Source organism: Pantoea sp. GCM10028869 (genome assembly GCF_042666835.1).
GTDB lineage: Bacteria > Pseudomonadota > Gammaproteobacteria > Enterobacterales > Enterobacteriaceae > Pantoea > Pantoea leporis.
Map to the genome: position 1 here is coordinate 114,855 of NZ_JBHTGO010000007.1, position 15,061 is coordinate 129,915.

General features: G+C 55.8%; 12 protein-coding genes, 1 tRNA gene and 1 riboswitch. Of the genes, 1 reads left to right on the forward strand and 12 read right to left on the reverse strand.

Going from position 1 to position 15,061, the window contains the following annotated elements; genetic code table 11:
- Positions 1 to 42: 42 nt before the first annotated feature.
- The 5 genes from dppA to ACFQW4_RS18095 form a co-directional block, all read right to left on the reverse strand.
- Positions 43 to 1,653 carry a dipeptide ABC transporter periplasmic-binding protein DppA gene (gene dppA / locus ACFQW4_RS18075; protein ID WP_101763804.1) on the reverse strand — a complete coding sequence of 537 codons (1,611 nt, stop codon included), beginning with the start codon at positions 1,651 to 1,653 and terminating at the stop codon, positions 43 to 45.
- A gap of 957 nt (positions 1,654 to 2,610) precedes the next feature.
- Positions 2,611 to 2,687, reverse strand: a tRNA-Pro gene (locus ACFQW4_RS18080).
- Positions 2,688 to 2,791: 104 nt separating this feature from the next.
- Positions 2,792 to 4,483: a kdo(2)-lipid A phosphoethanolamine 7''-transferase gene (gene eptB, locus ACFQW4_RS18085; RefSeq protein ID WP_377726497.1), complete on the reverse strand. Its 1,692-nt coding sequence runs from the start codon at positions 4,481 to 4,483 to the stop codon at positions 2,792 to 2,794.
- A 269-nt stretch (positions 4,484 to 4,752) separates the two neighbouring features.
- Entirely contained in the window at positions 4,753 to 5,181 is a 429-nt protein-coding gene (locus tag ACFQW4_RS18090; protein ID WP_101763806.1) for an organic hydroperoxide resistance protein, read from the reverse strand.
- A gap of 99 nt (positions 5,182 to 5,280) precedes the next feature.
- The gene (locus tag ACFQW4_RS18095; RefSeq protein ID WP_101763807.1) at positions 5,281 to 5,745 is read right to left on the reverse strand and encodes a MarR family winged helix-turn-helix transcriptional regulator; all 465 of its coding nucleotides are present in this window, start codon (positions 5,743 to 5,745) and stop codon (positions 5,281 to 5,283) included.
- Positions 5,746 to 5,807: 62 nt separating this feature from the next.
- On the opposite strand from ACFQW4_RS18095, the gene ACFQW4_RS18100 reads away from it, so the two are divergent.
- Entirely contained in the window at positions 5,808 to 6,401 is a 594-nt protein-coding gene (locus tag ACFQW4_RS18100; RefSeq protein ID WP_101763808.1) for an HD domain-containing protein, read from the forward strand.
- A gap of 43 nt (positions 6,402 to 6,444) precedes the next feature.
- Here the strand turns inward: ACFQW4_RS18100 and ACFQW4_RS18105 are convergent, their stop codons facing one another.
- The 7 genes from ACFQW4_RS18105 to ACFQW4_RS18135 all read right to left on the reverse strand — a co-directional run bounded on the left by ACFQW4_RS18105 (position 6,445) and on the right by ACFQW4_RS18135 (position 14,664).
- On the reverse strand, positions 6,445 to 6,741 hold the full coding sequence (locus ACFQW4_RS18105) for an HTH-type transcriptional regulator (RefSeq protein ID WP_008104629.1): 297 nt from the start codon (positions 6,739 to 6,741) through the stop codon (positions 6,445 to 6,447).
- Between the two features lie 247 nt (positions 6,742 to 6,988).
- Entirely contained in the window at positions 6,989 to 10,588 is a 3,600-nt protein-coding gene (gene uca / locus ACFQW4_RS18110; protein WP_377726501.1) for an urea carboxylase, read from the reverse strand.
- A gap of 79 nt (positions 10,589 to 10,667) precedes the next feature.
- Positions 10,668 to 11,303 (reverse strand): urea amidolyase associated protein UAAP2, encoded by a 636-nt coding sequence (locus ACFQW4_RS18115; RefSeq protein ID WP_101763810.1) that lies wholly within the window; start codon positions 11,301 to 11,303, stop codon positions 10,668 to 10,670.
- On the reverse strand, positions 11,303 to 12,010 hold the full coding sequence (locus ACFQW4_RS18120) for an urea amidolyase associated protein UAAP1 (RefSeq protein ID WP_101763811.1): 708 nt from the start codon (positions 12,008 to 12,010) through the stop codon (positions 11,303 to 11,305). The genes ACFQW4_RS18115 and ACFQW4_RS18120 overlap by 1 nt, the downstream gene beginning before the upstream one ends.
- Positions 12,011 to 12,021: 11 nt before the next feature.
- Positions 12,022 to 12,768, reverse strand: coding sequence for an ABC transporter ATP-binding protein (locus tag ACFQW4_RS18125; protein ID WP_217549597.1), 747 nt, complete (start codon positions 12,766 to 12,768; stop codon positions 12,022 to 12,024).
- A 10-nt stretch (positions 12,769 to 12,778) separates the two neighbouring features.
- Positions 12,779 to 13,591 carry an ABC transporter permease gene (locus tag ACFQW4_RS18130; protein WP_110867884.1) on the reverse strand — a complete coding sequence of 271 codons (813 nt, stop codon included), beginning with the start codon at positions 13,589 to 13,591 and terminating at the stop codon, positions 12,779 to 12,781.
- A 14-nt stretch (positions 13,592 to 13,605) separates the two neighbouring features.
- Positions 13,606 to 14,664: a putative urea ABC transporter substrate-binding protein gene (locus tag ACFQW4_RS18135; protein WP_377726504.1), complete on the reverse strand. Its 1,059-nt coding sequence runs from the start codon at positions 14,662 to 14,664 to the stop codon at positions 13,606 to 13,608.
- 63 nt (positions 14,665 to 14,727) lie between these two features.
- Positions 14,728 to 14,822: riboswitch (guanidine-I (ykkC/yxkD leader) on the reverse strand.
- Positions 14,823 to 15,061: the final 239 nt, after the last annotated feature.

The window sequence follows — 15,061 nt, forward strand, 5'->3', positions numbered from 1 at the left end:
GAGGGCCAGCAATGCTGGCCCTGACCGCGATAATCCGAAAGGTTATTCCTGGATATCGACGTTTTCGAAGTGATGTTTACCTAATGGATCAACCACATAACCAGAGACTTTCTTACTCACTGGCTCGTAGACGGTTGAGTGAGCGATGATCAGCGCTGGAGCCTGGTCATGCATCACTACCTGAGCCTGTTTGTACAGTTCAATACGTTTGTTGTGATCGGCTTCAGCACGGGCTGGCTGAATCAAATCTTCAAACGGCTTGTAGCACCAACGTGAGTAGTTAGAACCGTCTTTCGCCGCTGCACAGCTGAACAGCGTGGCGAAGAAGTTATCCGGATCCCCATTATCACCGGTCCAGCCCATCATCACCGTCTGGTGTTCACCGGCTTTCGCGCGTTTCAGGTACTCGCCCCATTCGAAGGTGACGATTTTGGCTTTCACGCCAATTTTCGCCCAGTCAGCCTGAACCATTTCCGCCATGCGACGTGCGTTCGGATTGTATGGACGCTGAACCGGCATTGCCCACAGGTCGATGGAGAAACCATCCGCCATGCCTGCCTCTTTCAGCAGCGCTTTGGCTTTCTCAGGATCGTAAGCGTAATCTTTGATGTCGTCGTTGTAGCCCCACATGGTGGGTGGGATCAGGTTTTTCGCGGCCTGGCCAGCGCCCTGATAAACGGCATCAATGATGGCTTGTTTGTTCACCGCCATGGTCAGTGCCTGACGCACCTTCACGTTATCCAGCGGCTTTTTCTCGGTGTTGAACGACAGGTAACCAACGTTCAAACCAGGCTGTTCCATCAGGTTAATTTTATCGTCTTTCTTCATGCTGGCGATGTCGGCCGGGTTCGGGTACGGCATGACCTGGCACTCGCCTTTCTGCAGTTTCGCATAACGCACAGAGGCGTCTGGCGTGATGGAGAACACTAAGCGATCAATCTTCGGCTTGGTGCCCCAGAAGTCTGGGTTAGCTTTATACAGAATGCGCGAGTCTTTCTGATACTGCTGCAGTACAAACGGACCGGTGCCCACTGGATTGAGGTCCAGCTTCTCAGGCGTGCCCGCTTTCAGCATGTTGTCGGCATATTCTTTAGAAATGATTGAGGCGAAGTCCATGCCGAGGTCAGCAATGAACGGCGCTTCAGGACGCGTCAGGGTGAAGCGTACGGTGTAATCGTCAACTTTTTCGATTTTGGCGATCAGCTTAGGCATGTCCATGCCTTCGAAGTATTCGTAGCTGCCGCCAGAAACACCGTGATATTTGTTGTTTTTGTCGAGCTGACGCTCGAAGGAGAACACGACGTCATCGGCATTGAAGGTGCGGGTTGGCTTGAAGTCTTTGGTGGTTTGCCACTTCACGCCCTGACGCAGGTGGAAGGTATAAGTTTTACCGTCCGCGCTGACATCCCATTTTTCTGCCAGACCTGGCTGCAGCTCGGTGGTACCGGTTTTGAACTCAACCAGTCGGTTGTAGATCGGTACCGAGCTTGCGTCGTAGGTGGTGCCCGATGTGAAGAGCTGCGGGTTGAAGCCTTCCGGCGAACCTTCTGAACAATAAACGAGGGTTTTCGCCTGGACACCAGCGGCAACGGTCATAGCAATCAGGCTGAGACCGACCTTCAGCATCCTGGATTTAGCCAGGGAGTTGATCATGTTTTGCTCCATTGTGATGTGATGTTGTGTGCGTCGCCCGACCTCTGATTTTTTTATGCGGTTCGGGCAGGTCAATTAAGAGTAAGCAAAATGTGAGCGGTTATTTTTTTGTGCTGGCACCGTGGAATCTGTCAGACACGTCCTTCTCTACATTTTATTGACGCATCAATTTGTCAACAGTTGCAATGAACGTCAATACAGTGTGGGGTTATTTACATAGAGTGTGACTAAGTGCAAGCAACGATAAAAAACACCCTTCACAGCCTAAGCCAAAATTAAAAAAGGTGATAAAGCGCTCAATGCCGCGTGATTATCTGGCTATGTAGTCAAATAGCAGTGATTATCACCGCTAAAAAACACACAAAACTTATTGGTAAATGTTGAATATCTGAACGATTCTGCGTGCGTTATGACGTTCAGGCAGCGGAATGTGCTAGGGAAATGGTATAAGAAATCAGCATGATGCATAAACCGGTCATAAGAAGAATGTTTCGCGAATTAAGCGCGCGGGTTCGATTTGGCGTGGGGTACGCGGGAGTTAGTGGAGATAATGGTGAGTATTGCTGGTTTAGGGGATGGAATGGGTATATTTAGGGGTTTTGCTATTCGCTCGGTGCGTTGCTCAGGAAAGGCGGCTCGAACGCAAAGTCGGCGTGAATACGTCCCTGTAGCCTCGACCGCCGCATCCCTGCGGCGGACGCTTTGCTAAACGAGCCGCCTTCCCATCGCCAGGTTGGCTTCTGTTTTGCTGTTAAAAAAATGCAGAGGAGTTTGAAGAAGGATGGAATACAGGGCCGCGGAGTAAAGCTTCCGGCGCAGGGATGCGCCGGCAGAGCCCACAGGGATGTGTCCACGGCGACTTTACGGAGCGGCCCTGTATTTCAGCCTGATCGGCACAAGACCCAACAAATTACAGACGAAAAAAAACCTGCTTATAAAAGCAGGTTTCTTCAAAGATGGTCGGCGAGAGAGGATTCGAACCTCCGACCCACTGGTCCCAAACCAGTTGCGCTACCAAGCTGCGCTACTCGCCGATGGGGGCGCATATTACTGCGCTGCTAAAAAAGCGTCAATGCCTTTTACTGAAAACTCAACTGATCGCCTGGAAAGCAAGCAGCGGTCAACAACCCCAAAAAAATCACAGCGCTTTAGCAGGCGCGGCCGCTGGTGCTGAACACCAATTATTTGCGTCTTTAATTCCGCCGTCCGGCGAGGTGTAGCCGAGGCAACCCATGATGGTGTCGAACAGCTCAACATGGCGATGGGTTTTACCCACGCGCTGCTGCGCCTGTAAACGTTCGAAGTTGCTGCGGTTGGTTGGATCTTCAAGATACTTATCAGAAGCCCACACCATCATCGGTACACGGAACTGCTCCGGTGGCGCCATCTCGCGCGGCGTACCGTGCAAGTGCATATTCTCGCTGATTGATTCACCGTGATCGGAGGCGTAGAAGACAATCGCCTTCTTATCACGCAACTGATCGAGCACGCTATCCAGCATGGTATCAACATACAAAATCGAGTTGTCGTAGGCGTTAATCAACTGCGCCTTACTGCACTTCTCATCAACGCCCATGCACTCCGGCTGATAGCGCGCGAAGTCTCGCGGATAACGTTGTGAATAAAGGTAGTGCGAGCCTTTGGTGTGCAGAATCACCACGTGCTTGCCTTTCGGGAAGCGCTGTAACGAGGCCTGCAACTCCGGCACTAACAGCATGTCATCGACCGCTTTGCCCTGATTACGCTTCTCTGAACCAATCTGCTCGCGGAACGAGAAGTTATTGGTGTCAGCGTTATCGTAGAACCACACTTCGCTCTGCATCGCGAACAGCTCAGAGGTGAAGCCCAGCTCTTTCAACACGGCGAAAACATTTTGTTCTTTCAACGTGCGGCCCGGATTATCCATGGTGCCGCCTTCGCGCACGAACATGCAGCGCAGCGACAGCTTGGTGGCGGTATCACAAGATTCACCACGGAACGCGACCAGGTTCTTCTCTTTCGACAGCTTCGGCGTGGTATCACGATCGTAGCCGAGCATGCCCATGTGATCCCAGCGCGTGGTTTCGCCAATCACAAACACCATATAGGTATCGTCGAGGCCCGCAGGCGCGACGTAAGTAAACTCTTTTGCCGGATCGAGTAACTTCTGGCCATCCCACTCTTCATCAACTTTGGTCCAGGCGAACAGGCCCAGCGCGGCAATCCAGTTGGATGGCAGATACGAGTGCGCCACCACGCCGCCATAGCTCGGCAAATCGATGTTGGTGATCTCTTCATTCACCTTCTGCAACTTGTCGAAATAGCGAATCGGCAGCCAGACCAGCGCCACGCTCAGCAGCATAACGGCTACCGGCTTAAGACGTTGGCCAGGCGTTTTAAGTTGTTCAATCAGTGTCTGGCTAAGCTTATTGCGCCAGATAAGCAGCAGCGGCAGCGCACTCACCAGCACCATCCACAGCACGAAATGCAGACCAATCACTTCTTTAGAGAGATCGATATCGGTGGTCATCACCGAGGCGATAATGCCGTAGCCAATCACCACGTTGAAGAACGCCATGTAATAGGCGGCGGCAACAGAGATGATCACGGTGAGTGTGGCGAGAATGCGGTAAACCCATTTGCCGCCCAGCGACAGCAAGCGCATCAGGAAGAAAGTCAGCAGTACCGCTGCCATCACTTCCGCCGCTGCAGAGAGCCAGTTAGAGATATTGGATTTCGTTAAGAAGCCGTCAAAGCGGCGATAAAATATCGGTAAATTCAGTAAGATACCGAGATATAACGCAAGCAGCAGAGACAGCTTTTGCTGCGTTAAACTTTTAATATAATTCATGAAAATTTTCTATTCCCGACCTGGTGTCGTTGTATCAACCGTTATGTGACTGTTTAAAGACAGCAGAGTTCGCTAAACCGCATTAAAAGCGTGACGCAAGATGCAGGATCGGGACGATTCCGACTGGCGAAAGGGCGATGGCGCGAAGCCGAGCAGTAGAACATTTAACCAATGGTAAGACCAGATAAATTTTCTAATCGAACCGGTTAGCGTTTTATTCAGATGTGAAAAAGGCTCCCACAGGAGCCTGTTATCGTGAATAACATCAATTAGTTGATGATGTTCAGCGTCACGTCGATATTGCCACGCGTTGCGTTTGAGTATGGGCAAACGATGTGTGCCGCATCTACCAGCTTCTGCGCTTCAGCTGCATCCATCTCTGGCAGATGAATATTCAGTTTGGCTTCAATACCGAAACCGTTCGGGATTGGGCCAATGCCAACTTCGCCTTCAATCCACGCATCTTTCGGCATCGAAATCTTGTCGCGGCCAGCCACAAACTTCATCGCGCCGAGGAAACACGCTGAATAACCTGCAGCAAACAGCTGCTCCGGGTTAGTCACTTCGCCGCCTGCGCCACCCATCTCTTTTGGCACGCCCAGTTTTACATCCAGCACGTTGTCGGAAGAAGTAGCACGACCATCACGACCGCCGGTAGCTTTAGCTTTTGCAGTGTAAACAACTTTTTCTAAAGACATAATAACCTCATTAATTCGCTATATAATCGCGCACTACTTATTATGCGCAAACCTGAACGTCATCTTTTGGGTTGTCGGGACAGCGACTTCCCCTGTTTATTAATTGGCGCGGTAAAGGCTATCGCGCAACTCGTCTAACTGAGCTTTCAGAGATGCCATCACCTGGTCATCGCAGGCTGTTGCGCACTGAATGGCCTCCGGAATACTTTCTGCTTTGTCACGCAACGCACGACCTTCATCGGTCAGCGTTACCACAACCTGACGCTCATCCTGACGGGAACGCTGGCGATGCAATAAACCCGCGCTCTCCAGACGTTTTAACAGCGGCGTCAGCGTTGCTGAATCAAGAAACAGCTGCTCGCCAATCTCAGAGACCGTCACATCGTCCTGACTCCACAGCACCAGCATCACCAGATATTGCGGATAGGTAATCTCCAGCTTTGATAGCAGCTGGCGATAGACTTTGTGCATCGCGAGATTCGCCGAATACAGTGCAAAGCAGAGCTGCTGATCTAACTGAAGTGGCGCCTGCTTCACTTTTTTGTCATCTTGATTACTGTTCATGGGTTTCAATATAAATAGCGCGCTAGATAATTGCAAGCGACTTTTCTCTGGGAGAGTGAAATATGCGAGATTCACTGGAAGAGCAAGCGCGCCGTTATGCCACTGAGGCGCATGCCGCTGCGGGTCAACGTCGCAAATACACTGACGAGCCTTACATTGTGCATCCGGCGGCCGTCGCCGAATTAGTGCGTAGCGTTACCGATGATGAACAGATGATTGCCGCCGCCTGGCTGCATGACACGGTAGAAGACACGCCCAGCACCATTGACGATATCGAACGCCATTTCGGCCCGCGCGTGGCGGAACTGGTGGACCAGCTCACCGACAGCGCGCAGCCTGCGGCAAAAAACCGCGCCGCACGCAAGCTGGCGCATTTTCGTCATACCGCCGATGCCTCGCCCGAAGCGCAAACCATCAAGCTGGCCGACATCATCGACAACACCCGCGCCATCGTGCAGTACGATGCCGACTTTGCGCGCGTCTATCTGGTGGAAAAGCAAATTCAGATTCAGCTGTTGCGCCAGGGCGATAGCCATCTTTGGCGGCAGGCAGAGCAGACCATCAAACAAGGGCTTGCGCAGTTAGCGCAACCGCCGTACAGCGTGCCGGAGAGCTGGTTCGTTAAACAGGCAGCAAAGTATGGCGCCATAAATTAAAAAACCCGCCATCAAGGCGGGTTGGATCATCCCGAAAAAGGGATTACTCCAGCAGCTGACGCCCTAAATAAGGGTTGGCCTGCAACAACTTCATCAATTTACGCGCCGTAGCGGAAGGACGTGTACGTTGCGCCTCCCAGCTTTTCACTGACGAAACGCTGACACCCATCACACGGGCAAATTCGTCAACCTGCATGCCGGTCATCTCGCGCAAACGCTGCGGCTCGGGAACTGTAGTCTGATTGATTGAAATTTCTGATACGGATGGCTTCGCGTCACGTGTCAAAACAATCTGCTCAAGGCTGCTGAGCAACTCGACCATGGGATCTTTTAATTCCATAGAGAACTCCTTAAAAACTCACTATGAAGCACGTGAAAGTAGAGAGGTAAGCGCCACCAGGCGCTGAAACCGGACGATCAGGCTGTATCCCGAAGCGGTTTCGCATAGTTATTATCAAACCGATGCGGGACACAGCCTGTTGAGCACTGCAAAAGATGTCAGGGCAATGCAACAATAGTTCGGGTTTCTAAGTATGGGACATTTCCCCGACTTTGCTGCCAGATTCCTGATTATTTTTTATTCTTTCTTATGCCACTTTTGGGTCGATCACCATAAGCAATTGACCTGCCTGCACTTGCTGCCCAGACTGCCGCGTCAGACTATGGATTTTTCCACTGACGGGCGCGACGATCGGAATTTCCATCTTCATTGATTCGAGGATGCCGACCGTGGCCCCCGCACTGATTTCACTGCCTTCCTCCACCAGCCATTGCCACACGCTGCCCGCCACCTGGCTCTCAACGGGATGACAACCGGCTGGCACCACACCCTTTTCGCTGCTCTGCGCTTGCAGCTGGCTATCAAAGGTAAACTGCCCTTCCGCTCGCCAGCGCGCTAACTCCTCATCAAACGCCTGCTGGCGCTGCTGCTGGAAGGCATCAATCTCCTGCGCGTGCTGCGTCAGCATCGCCTGATAGTCGGCGAGGCGGAATTCACCCTGTTCCACGCGTAGCGGATAATCGCCCCACGGGAAACGCTCACGAATCTGCAGCAACTCGTCGGCATCTACCGGATAAAAGCGTATTTGATCGAAGAAGCGCAGTAACCAGGGCTGGGTAAACGCAGCTGTAGGGCGATCGCGGTTCCACATCTGCATAGTGCGTCCAACAAACTGATAGCCGCCCGGCCCTTCCATGCCGTACACGCACATATAAGCGCCACCGATACCGACTGAATTTTCCGCCGTCCAGGTGCGCGCCGGATTGTATTTGGTGGTCACCAGGCGATGGCGCGGATCGAGTGGCGTAGCCACCGGCGCACCGAGATAGACATCGCCCAATCCCATGACCAAATAAGAGGCGCTAAATACGATTTCTTTTACCGACTCAATGCTATCCAGCCCATTGATGCGGCGAATAAATTCAATATTGCTTGGGCACCACGGCGCATTCGGTCTGACGGATTGGTCGTAGCGCACAATCGCTTCACGACAGGCCGCATCATCCCAGCTAAGTGGCAGCCAGACGGTGCGCGCAGGCACGGCCGCATCGGCCAGGCTACCCAATGCTAAATCAGCGTGCAATATTTGCGCCACTCGCTCACTTCTGGCACACATTTGTGCGTCATAATGAATTTGTAGCGAGCGGATGCCAGGCGTCAATTCCAGTTGCCCCGGCAGCGGGTGCGCTTCCAACCATTGCATCAGCGCATGCACGCGAAAACGCAACGCGATATCCAGTTGTAAATCGCCATATTCCACCAGCAGAAAACGGTCGCCCGCCGCCCGAATACTGAGCGAAGGACGTTGCTCCGTTGCCGCATGATGGTGCAGCACCGGATCAATTAAGGGCAGCGCCGCGTTCACTGTAATCGGTTGAGATTGCAGTTTGATGATCACGTCACGCTGCGCCTGCGCCAGTTGATCGGCGGTGGCAAGTTCGATCGGCTGGAACTGGATGCGATCGCCAGCTTTCAGCTGCCCCAGCTTCCACAGATCGGCTTCGATCACCGTTGCCGGACAAACAAATCCTCCCAGCGATGGGCCATCCGGGCCGAGGATCACCGGCATATCGCCGGTAAAATCCACGGTGCCGAAGGCGTACGCATTGTCGTGGATGTTCGAGGGATGCATGCCCGCTTCGCCGCCATCGCTGCGTGCCCAGGTCGGTTTGGGGCCAATCAGGCGAATGCCGGTGCGGCTGGAGTTGTAGTGCACTTGCCACTCAGCGGCAAAAAATTCCGCGATGTCATCATCGGTGAAGAAGGTTGGCGCGCCATGCGGACCGTAAATCACCCGCAGCTGCCAGCTGCCGTTCAGTGACGGCAGCAAATTATCCGGCAAGCTGGCCGCTGTCAGCACCTGCGGCGCGGCGAGATGCAGCACATCACCGGCGCGCAGCGCGCGTCCGGCATGACCACCAAATTTGCCGAGGGTGAAAGTGCTGCGGCTACCCAGATAGCGCGGCGTATCGAGGCCACCGGCCAGCAGCAGATAGCTGCGGCTGCCGTCTCGAACTTCGCCTAGCGTCAGCGTTTGCCCGGCCTGCGCCGTCAGCCGCTGATGCATCGGTATCGTTTGTTGATCAAGCTGCGCGGCAATCGGCGCGCCGGTCAGGACAAAACTGCAGGCCTGGTTGAAGCGCAGCGTCGGGCCACGCAAGGTGATCTCCAGCCCGGCGGCCTGCGCATCATTGTCTAACAGGCGATTACCCAGCTGGAACGCGCGGCTGTCGAATGGACCGGAAGGCGGCACACCCACATGCCAATAACCGATGCGGCCCGGCGCATCTTGCACTGTGGTTAAGGTGCCGCCGCTGAGAATATCCAGCGTTGGCGGCTGCCACTGCATGGTGCCGAGCGTGGCGGTGATGATGCGTCCCTGCTGCACGTCCGGCAGCGTGCACAGCTGGCGCAGCCATAGCAAATTGGTTTCGATGCCGTACAGTTCGGTGGCGGACAGCGCCTGCGCCATGCTGCCTAGCGCGCTGGCACGGTCTGCGGCATGTACAATAAGTTTCGCCAGCATCGGATCGTAAAATGGCGAAACCTCCATGCCGCTCTCAACGCTGCTGTCGATGCGCAGCGTAGCGCCCTCAATCGTAGTCGGGAACTGCACATGGCTGAGCAATCCCGCGCTGGGCTGGAACTGCTTAGCCGGATCTTCGGCGTAAAGCCGTACCTGAATGGCGTGACCTTGCGCGACCGGCTGCAAATCGGCCAGCGGCGGCAATTTTTGCTGCGCCAGTTCCACCATCCAGCGCACCAGATCAACGCTATACACCATTTCGGTGACGCCATGTTCCACCTGCAAGCGCGTGTTCACTTCGAGGAACCAGAACTGCTGGCTGGCATCGTCATAAACATATTCCACCGTGCCCGCGCTGCGATAGTTCACCGCCCGCGCCAGCCTTACGGCGGTGGCCTGCAACTGCGCGCGCACCGCAGCGCTCAAGCCCGGTGCGGGCGTCTCTTCCAGCACCTTTTGATTGCGGCGCTGGGCCGAGCAATCACGCTCGCCGAGCGCGATGACTTCACCTGCGCCGTCGCCAAAAATCTGCACTTCGATATGGCGCGCACGCGCAATAAACTTCTCTAAAAACACGCCATCGTCGGCGAAGTTGTTGCCTGCCAGGCGCTTCACGCGGGTGAATGCGGCGTCTAGCTGTTCGGCATCGTCACAGCGCTGCATGCCAATGCCGCCGCCGCCCGCGGTGCTTTTCAACATGACCGGATAGCCAATCTGCGCCGCCATCTGCTGCGCCTCGGCCAGCGAAGCCAGTAAGCCGCTGCCCGGCAGCAGCGGCACGTTATTCTGTTCAGCCAGCGCACGCGCGCTATGTTTCAGGCCAAAGGCCGCCATCTGCTCGGCGCTCGGCCCAAGAAAATGCACGCCCGCCGCTTCGCAGCGCGTGACAAACTCCGGATTTTCACTAAGAAAACCGTAACCGGGATGCAGCGCCTGCGCGCCACTCTGCGCGGCTATCGCCAGTAATTTATCCTGATTGAGATAAGTGTCTCGCACCTGACCTTCACCGAGCGACCAGGCTTCATCCGCCAGACGCACATGGCGCGCATGACGGTCGGCTTCGGCGTATACGGCAATCGCCCGGATATTCATGGCTTGCAGGGTTCGAATAATGCGCACGGCAATCGCGCCACGGTTGGCAATTAATACGCGATCAATCATGACTGAATACTCTCGTTGCGGCAGGTCGTCCTGCGTAGCATTGACGGCAGAAAACGGGTCGTCCCGTTGCGTCAGAAAATCACCACACGCTGACTAAAATCGGCGTTGGGTTGTAACCGTTGCAGGGATTGTTGAGCTGCGGGCAGTTGGAGATCAGCACCAGCACGTTGATGTGCGCCAGCATCTCGACATATTTGCCCGGCGCAGAAATGCCGTCGGCAAAGGTTAATCCGCCATCCTGCGTCACCGGCACGTTCATGAAAAAGTTGATGTTGTGAGTGATGTCGCGGCGCGTCAGGCCAAACTCCGGCTGTTCCGCCACCGCCAGCATCCAGCTATCGCGGCACGAATGCATATGGCGCTTCTCCAGGTCATAGCGCACCGTGTTGCTCTCGCATGAACAAGCGCCGCCGAGCGTGTCGTGACGGCCGCAGGTATCGGCAGTGATGGTCAACATTGGGCGATCAAAGTTCGAGCGCAGCACGCTGCCGGCCGTCAGAAACACATTGTTTTGCCCGCGCAGCGTGTCGCTCATGCTGTAGCGTTCGGCGGTGTCATCAGCATTGAAAAACAGCGTATCGGCGGCTTGATTGCCTTCAAGATCGGTGATGCGTAGCGTTTGGCCCGCTTCGATGCGCTGCAGCCAGTAATCACCGGCATCAATTTGCTGCTGGAAGCGCGCTTCGGCTGGATTGCGCTGACTTTCAATGATCATCACATTTCTCCTTGCAGTTGATACAGCGCGTTATTGCGCAGACCACGCTGATTCTCGTCGCGCTCGAGACACATCGCCGGCAGCGGCGCGTGCTGCGCATCCAGTTCGATCTGCACCGGCTGGCGCGGATAATCCTGCGATGCGCTGAGCGGATGCGGGCAAGTGTGCAGCAGCACCAGCGTGTCCATCGCGAAACGTAAACGCACGCTGGCACCCGCCGCGCCCTGACGTTCCAGCTGCAAAGTGCCACTGTCGTCGGCGCGCACCTGCGCAAACAGGTTGAGGCAGGACGCCATATCGCGCCGGCCGAGCCCATATTTGGCCAGCTCGACAAGAAAACTGTCGTAGCCATTTTGATGGCGCAGATTGCGCGCCTGCTGATAGGTGCTGGCACCAAAACGCGCGGCGGTTTGTGCGGCATTCAGCGTGCCGCACACGCTTTCGTGCCAGCCGAAGCTGTCGTGTTCGATGCCGCAGAAAATACGTCCCATATCTGAATAGAGACAATGACCGGCGGTGAGGCGGAAAGTGTGCTGGCACTTCAGGGTGTCGGGCGCGTTATAGCGCTCCAGCAGGTTTTCCGGGTTGTAAAACAGCAGGCCGACGTTGGCGCCACCTTCGACATCGGTGAGGGTCAGCGCACTGCCGCTGCGCATCATCAGCGACCAGTGTGCGCCGCTCGGCAACAAGGTTTGATAAGGCTTCATGGTTTTCTCCTTTAGGCGACCTGCGGTTCGGATGGCTGTGCGCGATCCAGCGGCAGATCGTAAGTGATTGTCGCGCCCCAGGCTTCAGGCGCGTGCGGATCGTGGCGCAGCTTGTCGAACACCAGCAGACGCGATGCAAGGCTAAATCCCTCTTTCAAATCGTGGGTGATCATGAAAATGGTCAGGTTATGCTGCTGCCACAAACGGGTGATCAGCTGGTGCATCTCGCTACGGATGCCGGGATCGAGTGCGCCGAAGGGTTCATCGAGCAGCAAAATGCGCGGCTGCTTCATCAACGCCTGCGCCAGCGCCAGACGCTGCTGCATGCCGCCCGACAGCTGATGCGGATATTTATTCTGTGCCCGTTCAAGCCCAACCTGCGCCAGCATGGCCTGCGCGCGCTGGCGAATCGTCTGACGCTTCTTTCCCCACACGCGGCCCAGCCAACGCGCACTGCTGAACTCGTCGCCCAGCATCACGTTGCCCAGCACCGTCAGATGCGGAAACACGGAATAACGCTGAAACACCACGCCGCGATGCGCATCCGGTTCGTCGGGGATAGGTTCGCCATCCAGCAACAGCTGGCCTTTGCTGGGCGCTTCAGTGCCGAGCAGCATATTCAGGAAGGTGGTTTTGCCGCAGCCGGACGCACCGACAATCGCCACAAACTCGCCCTCTTCAACCTCGATGTTGAGGCGCTCCAGCACCACTTGCTGGCCGTAATGTTTCTCAAGGTTTTTCAGTTGCAGTAACGGCATCGCTCGCCCCTTATTTCGCGTGATACCACGGCCAGCAGCGACGGCTAACCAGCCGCAGCAACAGGTCGAGCAGGAAGGCCAGCAGCGCGATCCACGCCACGTAGGGCAGAATCACATCCATTGCCAGATAACGCCGCATCAGGAAGATGCGATACCCCAGGCCTTCCGTGGCGGCGATGGCTTCGGCGGCAATCAGAAACAGCCACGCCGATGCCAGCGACAGCCGTACCGCATCCAATAGGCGCGGCATCAGCTGCGGCAGGATCACGCGCCACAAAATCTGTGCGCTGTGCGCGCCGAGCGTCTGCGCTTTTACCAGCTGCTCGCGCGGGATCTTCTGCACCTGCAGCTGCAAATCGCGGGCAATCAGCGGCGTAATGCCGATGACAATCAGCACCACTTTCGATACTTCGCCGAGACCAAAACAGATAAACAGAATCGGCAGAATCGCCAGCGGCGGCACCAACGCAAACAGCGTCACCAGCGGCGCCAGCACCGCACGCACCACCGGCAGCGCGCCGGTGAACAGACCCAGCGCCAGCGCCAATAGCGCGCTGATCGCCACACCACACAGCAAACGCAGCAGACTGGCGGCGGTATCGCTCCACAACAGATATTCGCCGGTGCGCGGGCTGGGCTGAAATGCCATGCGGCTGATGGCGTCGCCCATGGCGTTAAAGCCCGGCAACAGCTTGTCTGCCGCATTCAGACTGAGACGCGCCTCCGACGCGAACAGATACACCAGCAGCAGCGCCAGCAGCGGCAGAATGCCCAGCAGCAAGCGCCCCAGCGGCAGCGGTTGGTAGTTGATCAACTTACGCATCGGCATCGCCTCGCTTACAGCTGCCCGGCGGCGGCCATTTTGGTGTACTCATCGGTGAAGCGCAGTTTGAGGTTACCTACATCGCCCCAATTGCCCGCAGGCGTTGCCACGCCAACCACATCGGCGCTCGGCGCGCCCTCGCCCAGCAAACCGTGCTTAAACGAGAACTCGGCGACCATCTGCATGGTGGCTTTGAGCTGTGGGCTTTGGACGAAATCGAGGGTGGTTTTGGCATCGCTAAACAGATGCGTGGCGGCCAGCTGCTGGTCAAAGCCCGCCAGATCGGTGCCGGAAGCCTGCGCCATTTGTGTACGTGCCGCTTTAGCGCTGTCGGTTGAGCCGGACATGGTTTTCAACGTTTCATACCATGCGCCGGTCAGCGCTTTGCCGAGCTGCGGATACTTCTGCAGCGTGGCGCTGTTGACCACCAGCAGATCGAGGATTTCGCCCGGAATTTGCGCGGAAGAGAAAATCAGATGGCTGTTCGGCTGCTTCTCCGCTTCGGCGAGCAGCGGATTCCAGGTAACGATAGCGTTGACGTCGGCGGTGCCGAACGCCGCCACCAAATCGGCATCGGCGGTGTTCACCACTTTGACGTCTTTCTCGCTCATGCCGGATTTCTCCAGCGCCCGCGCCAGCAGGTAATGCGAAACCGAGAGTTCGACCAGATTTATCGGCTTGCCTTTCAGCGCTGAGAGGTTGCCCGCGCCTTTTAGCAGAATGCCGTCGTTACCGTTGGAGTAATCGCCGACGATCAGCGCCGTGCTATCCACGCCGCCGGTGGCCGGAATGGTCAGCGCATCCATGTTGGTCATGGTGCAACCAGCAAAACCCCCGGCGGTGTATTGATTCACCGACTCGATATAGTCGTTAACCTGCACAAACTGGATATCGATGCCGTATTTGTCAGCCCATTTTTTGACGATGCCGCTCTGCTGCGCGTAATCCCACGGCATCCAGCCCGCGTAGATCGACCAGCAAATCTTAAAGGAGGGTTTGTCGGCGGCCAGCGTGTTGACGCTGAACAGCGTGATGGTGCAAAGCAACAGCAGGCGAAGGCAGGCTTTGATCATGATGGTTCCTCTGGCGTTAACGGACGAAAAAAAAGCAGGAGGCGGCGAGCAACGTTCTCGCTTTCCTCCCGGGCTTTTTTCCCGCCGTGTAACCGTCAGAGGACGGTCGGTCACTCTCGGACCAGCATCTTTCGACCGGAACCCTAGTGACCCATTGCAAATTGTCTGGCGACCTCGGTTGCCCGCTATCGCTCCTGCATCTGCGTTAACACATACAAAATAGATGCCAAGGTTATATCCCGCTGAAAACCATCGGTTATTAACTCACCGCGCGTCGCCGCACTGCTGGCATTGCACAGATAAGCAGCGTGCGCGCACCACCGTGAAGCAGCATGCCGGTGAGGACGTTGACGCTTCTCGCAATTCTCAACCGGCACTGAAAAAACTTTTACTTTGC

What these genes read in the sequence shown, in the direction of transcription:
- dppA (WP_101763804.1), bottom strand. Translation starts at nt 1,653, where the DNA reads ATGATCAACTCCCTGGCTAAATCCAGGATGCTGAAGGTCGGTCTCAGC.
- eptB (WP_377726497.1), bottom strand. Translation starts at nt 4,483, where the DNA reads ATGAATTATATTAAAAGTTTAACGCAGCAAAAGCTGTCTCTGCTGCTT.
- ACFQW4_RS18090 (WP_101763806.1), bottom strand. Translation starts at nt 5,181, where the DNA reads ATGTCTTTAGAAAAAGTTGTTTACACTGCAAAAGCTAAAGCTACCGGC.
- ACFQW4_RS18095 (WP_101763807.1), bottom strand. Translation starts at nt 5,745, where the DNA reads ATGAACAGTAATCAAGATGACAAAAAAGTGAAGCAGGCGCCACTTCAG.
- ACFQW4_RS18100 (WP_101763808.1), top strand. Translation starts at nt 5,808, where the DNA reads ATGCGAGATTCACTGGAAGAGCAAGCGCGCCGTTATGCCACTGAGGCG.
- ACFQW4_RS18105 (WP_008104629.1), bottom strand. Translation starts at nt 6,741, where the DNA reads ATGGAATTAAAAGATCCCATGGTCGAGTTGCTCAGCAGCCTTGAGCAG.
- uca (WP_377726501.1), bottom strand. Translation starts at nt 10,588, where the DNA reads ATGATTGATCGCGTATTAATTGCCAACCGTGGCGCGATTGCCGTGCGC.
- ACFQW4_RS18115 (WP_101763810.1), bottom strand. Translation starts at nt 11,303, where the DNA reads ATGATCATTGAAAGTCAGCGCAATCCAGCCGAAGCGCGCTTCCAGCAG.
- ACFQW4_RS18120 (WP_101763811.1), bottom strand. Translation starts at nt 12,010, where the DNA reads ATGAAGCCTTATCAAACCTTGTTGCCGAGCGGCGCACACTGGTCGCTG.
- ACFQW4_RS18125 (WP_217549597.1), bottom strand. Translation starts at nt 12,768, where the DNA reads ATGCCGTTACTGCAACTGAAAAACCTTGAGAAACATTACGGCCAGCAA.
- ACFQW4_RS18130 (WP_110867884.1), bottom strand. Translation starts at nt 13,591, where the DNA reads ATGCGTAAGTTGATCAACTACCAACCGCTGCCGCTGGGGCGCTTGCTG.
- ACFQW4_RS18135 (WP_377726504.1), bottom strand. Translation starts at nt 14,664, where the DNA reads ATGATCAAAGCCTGCCTTCGCCTGCTGTTGCTTTGCACCATCACGCTG.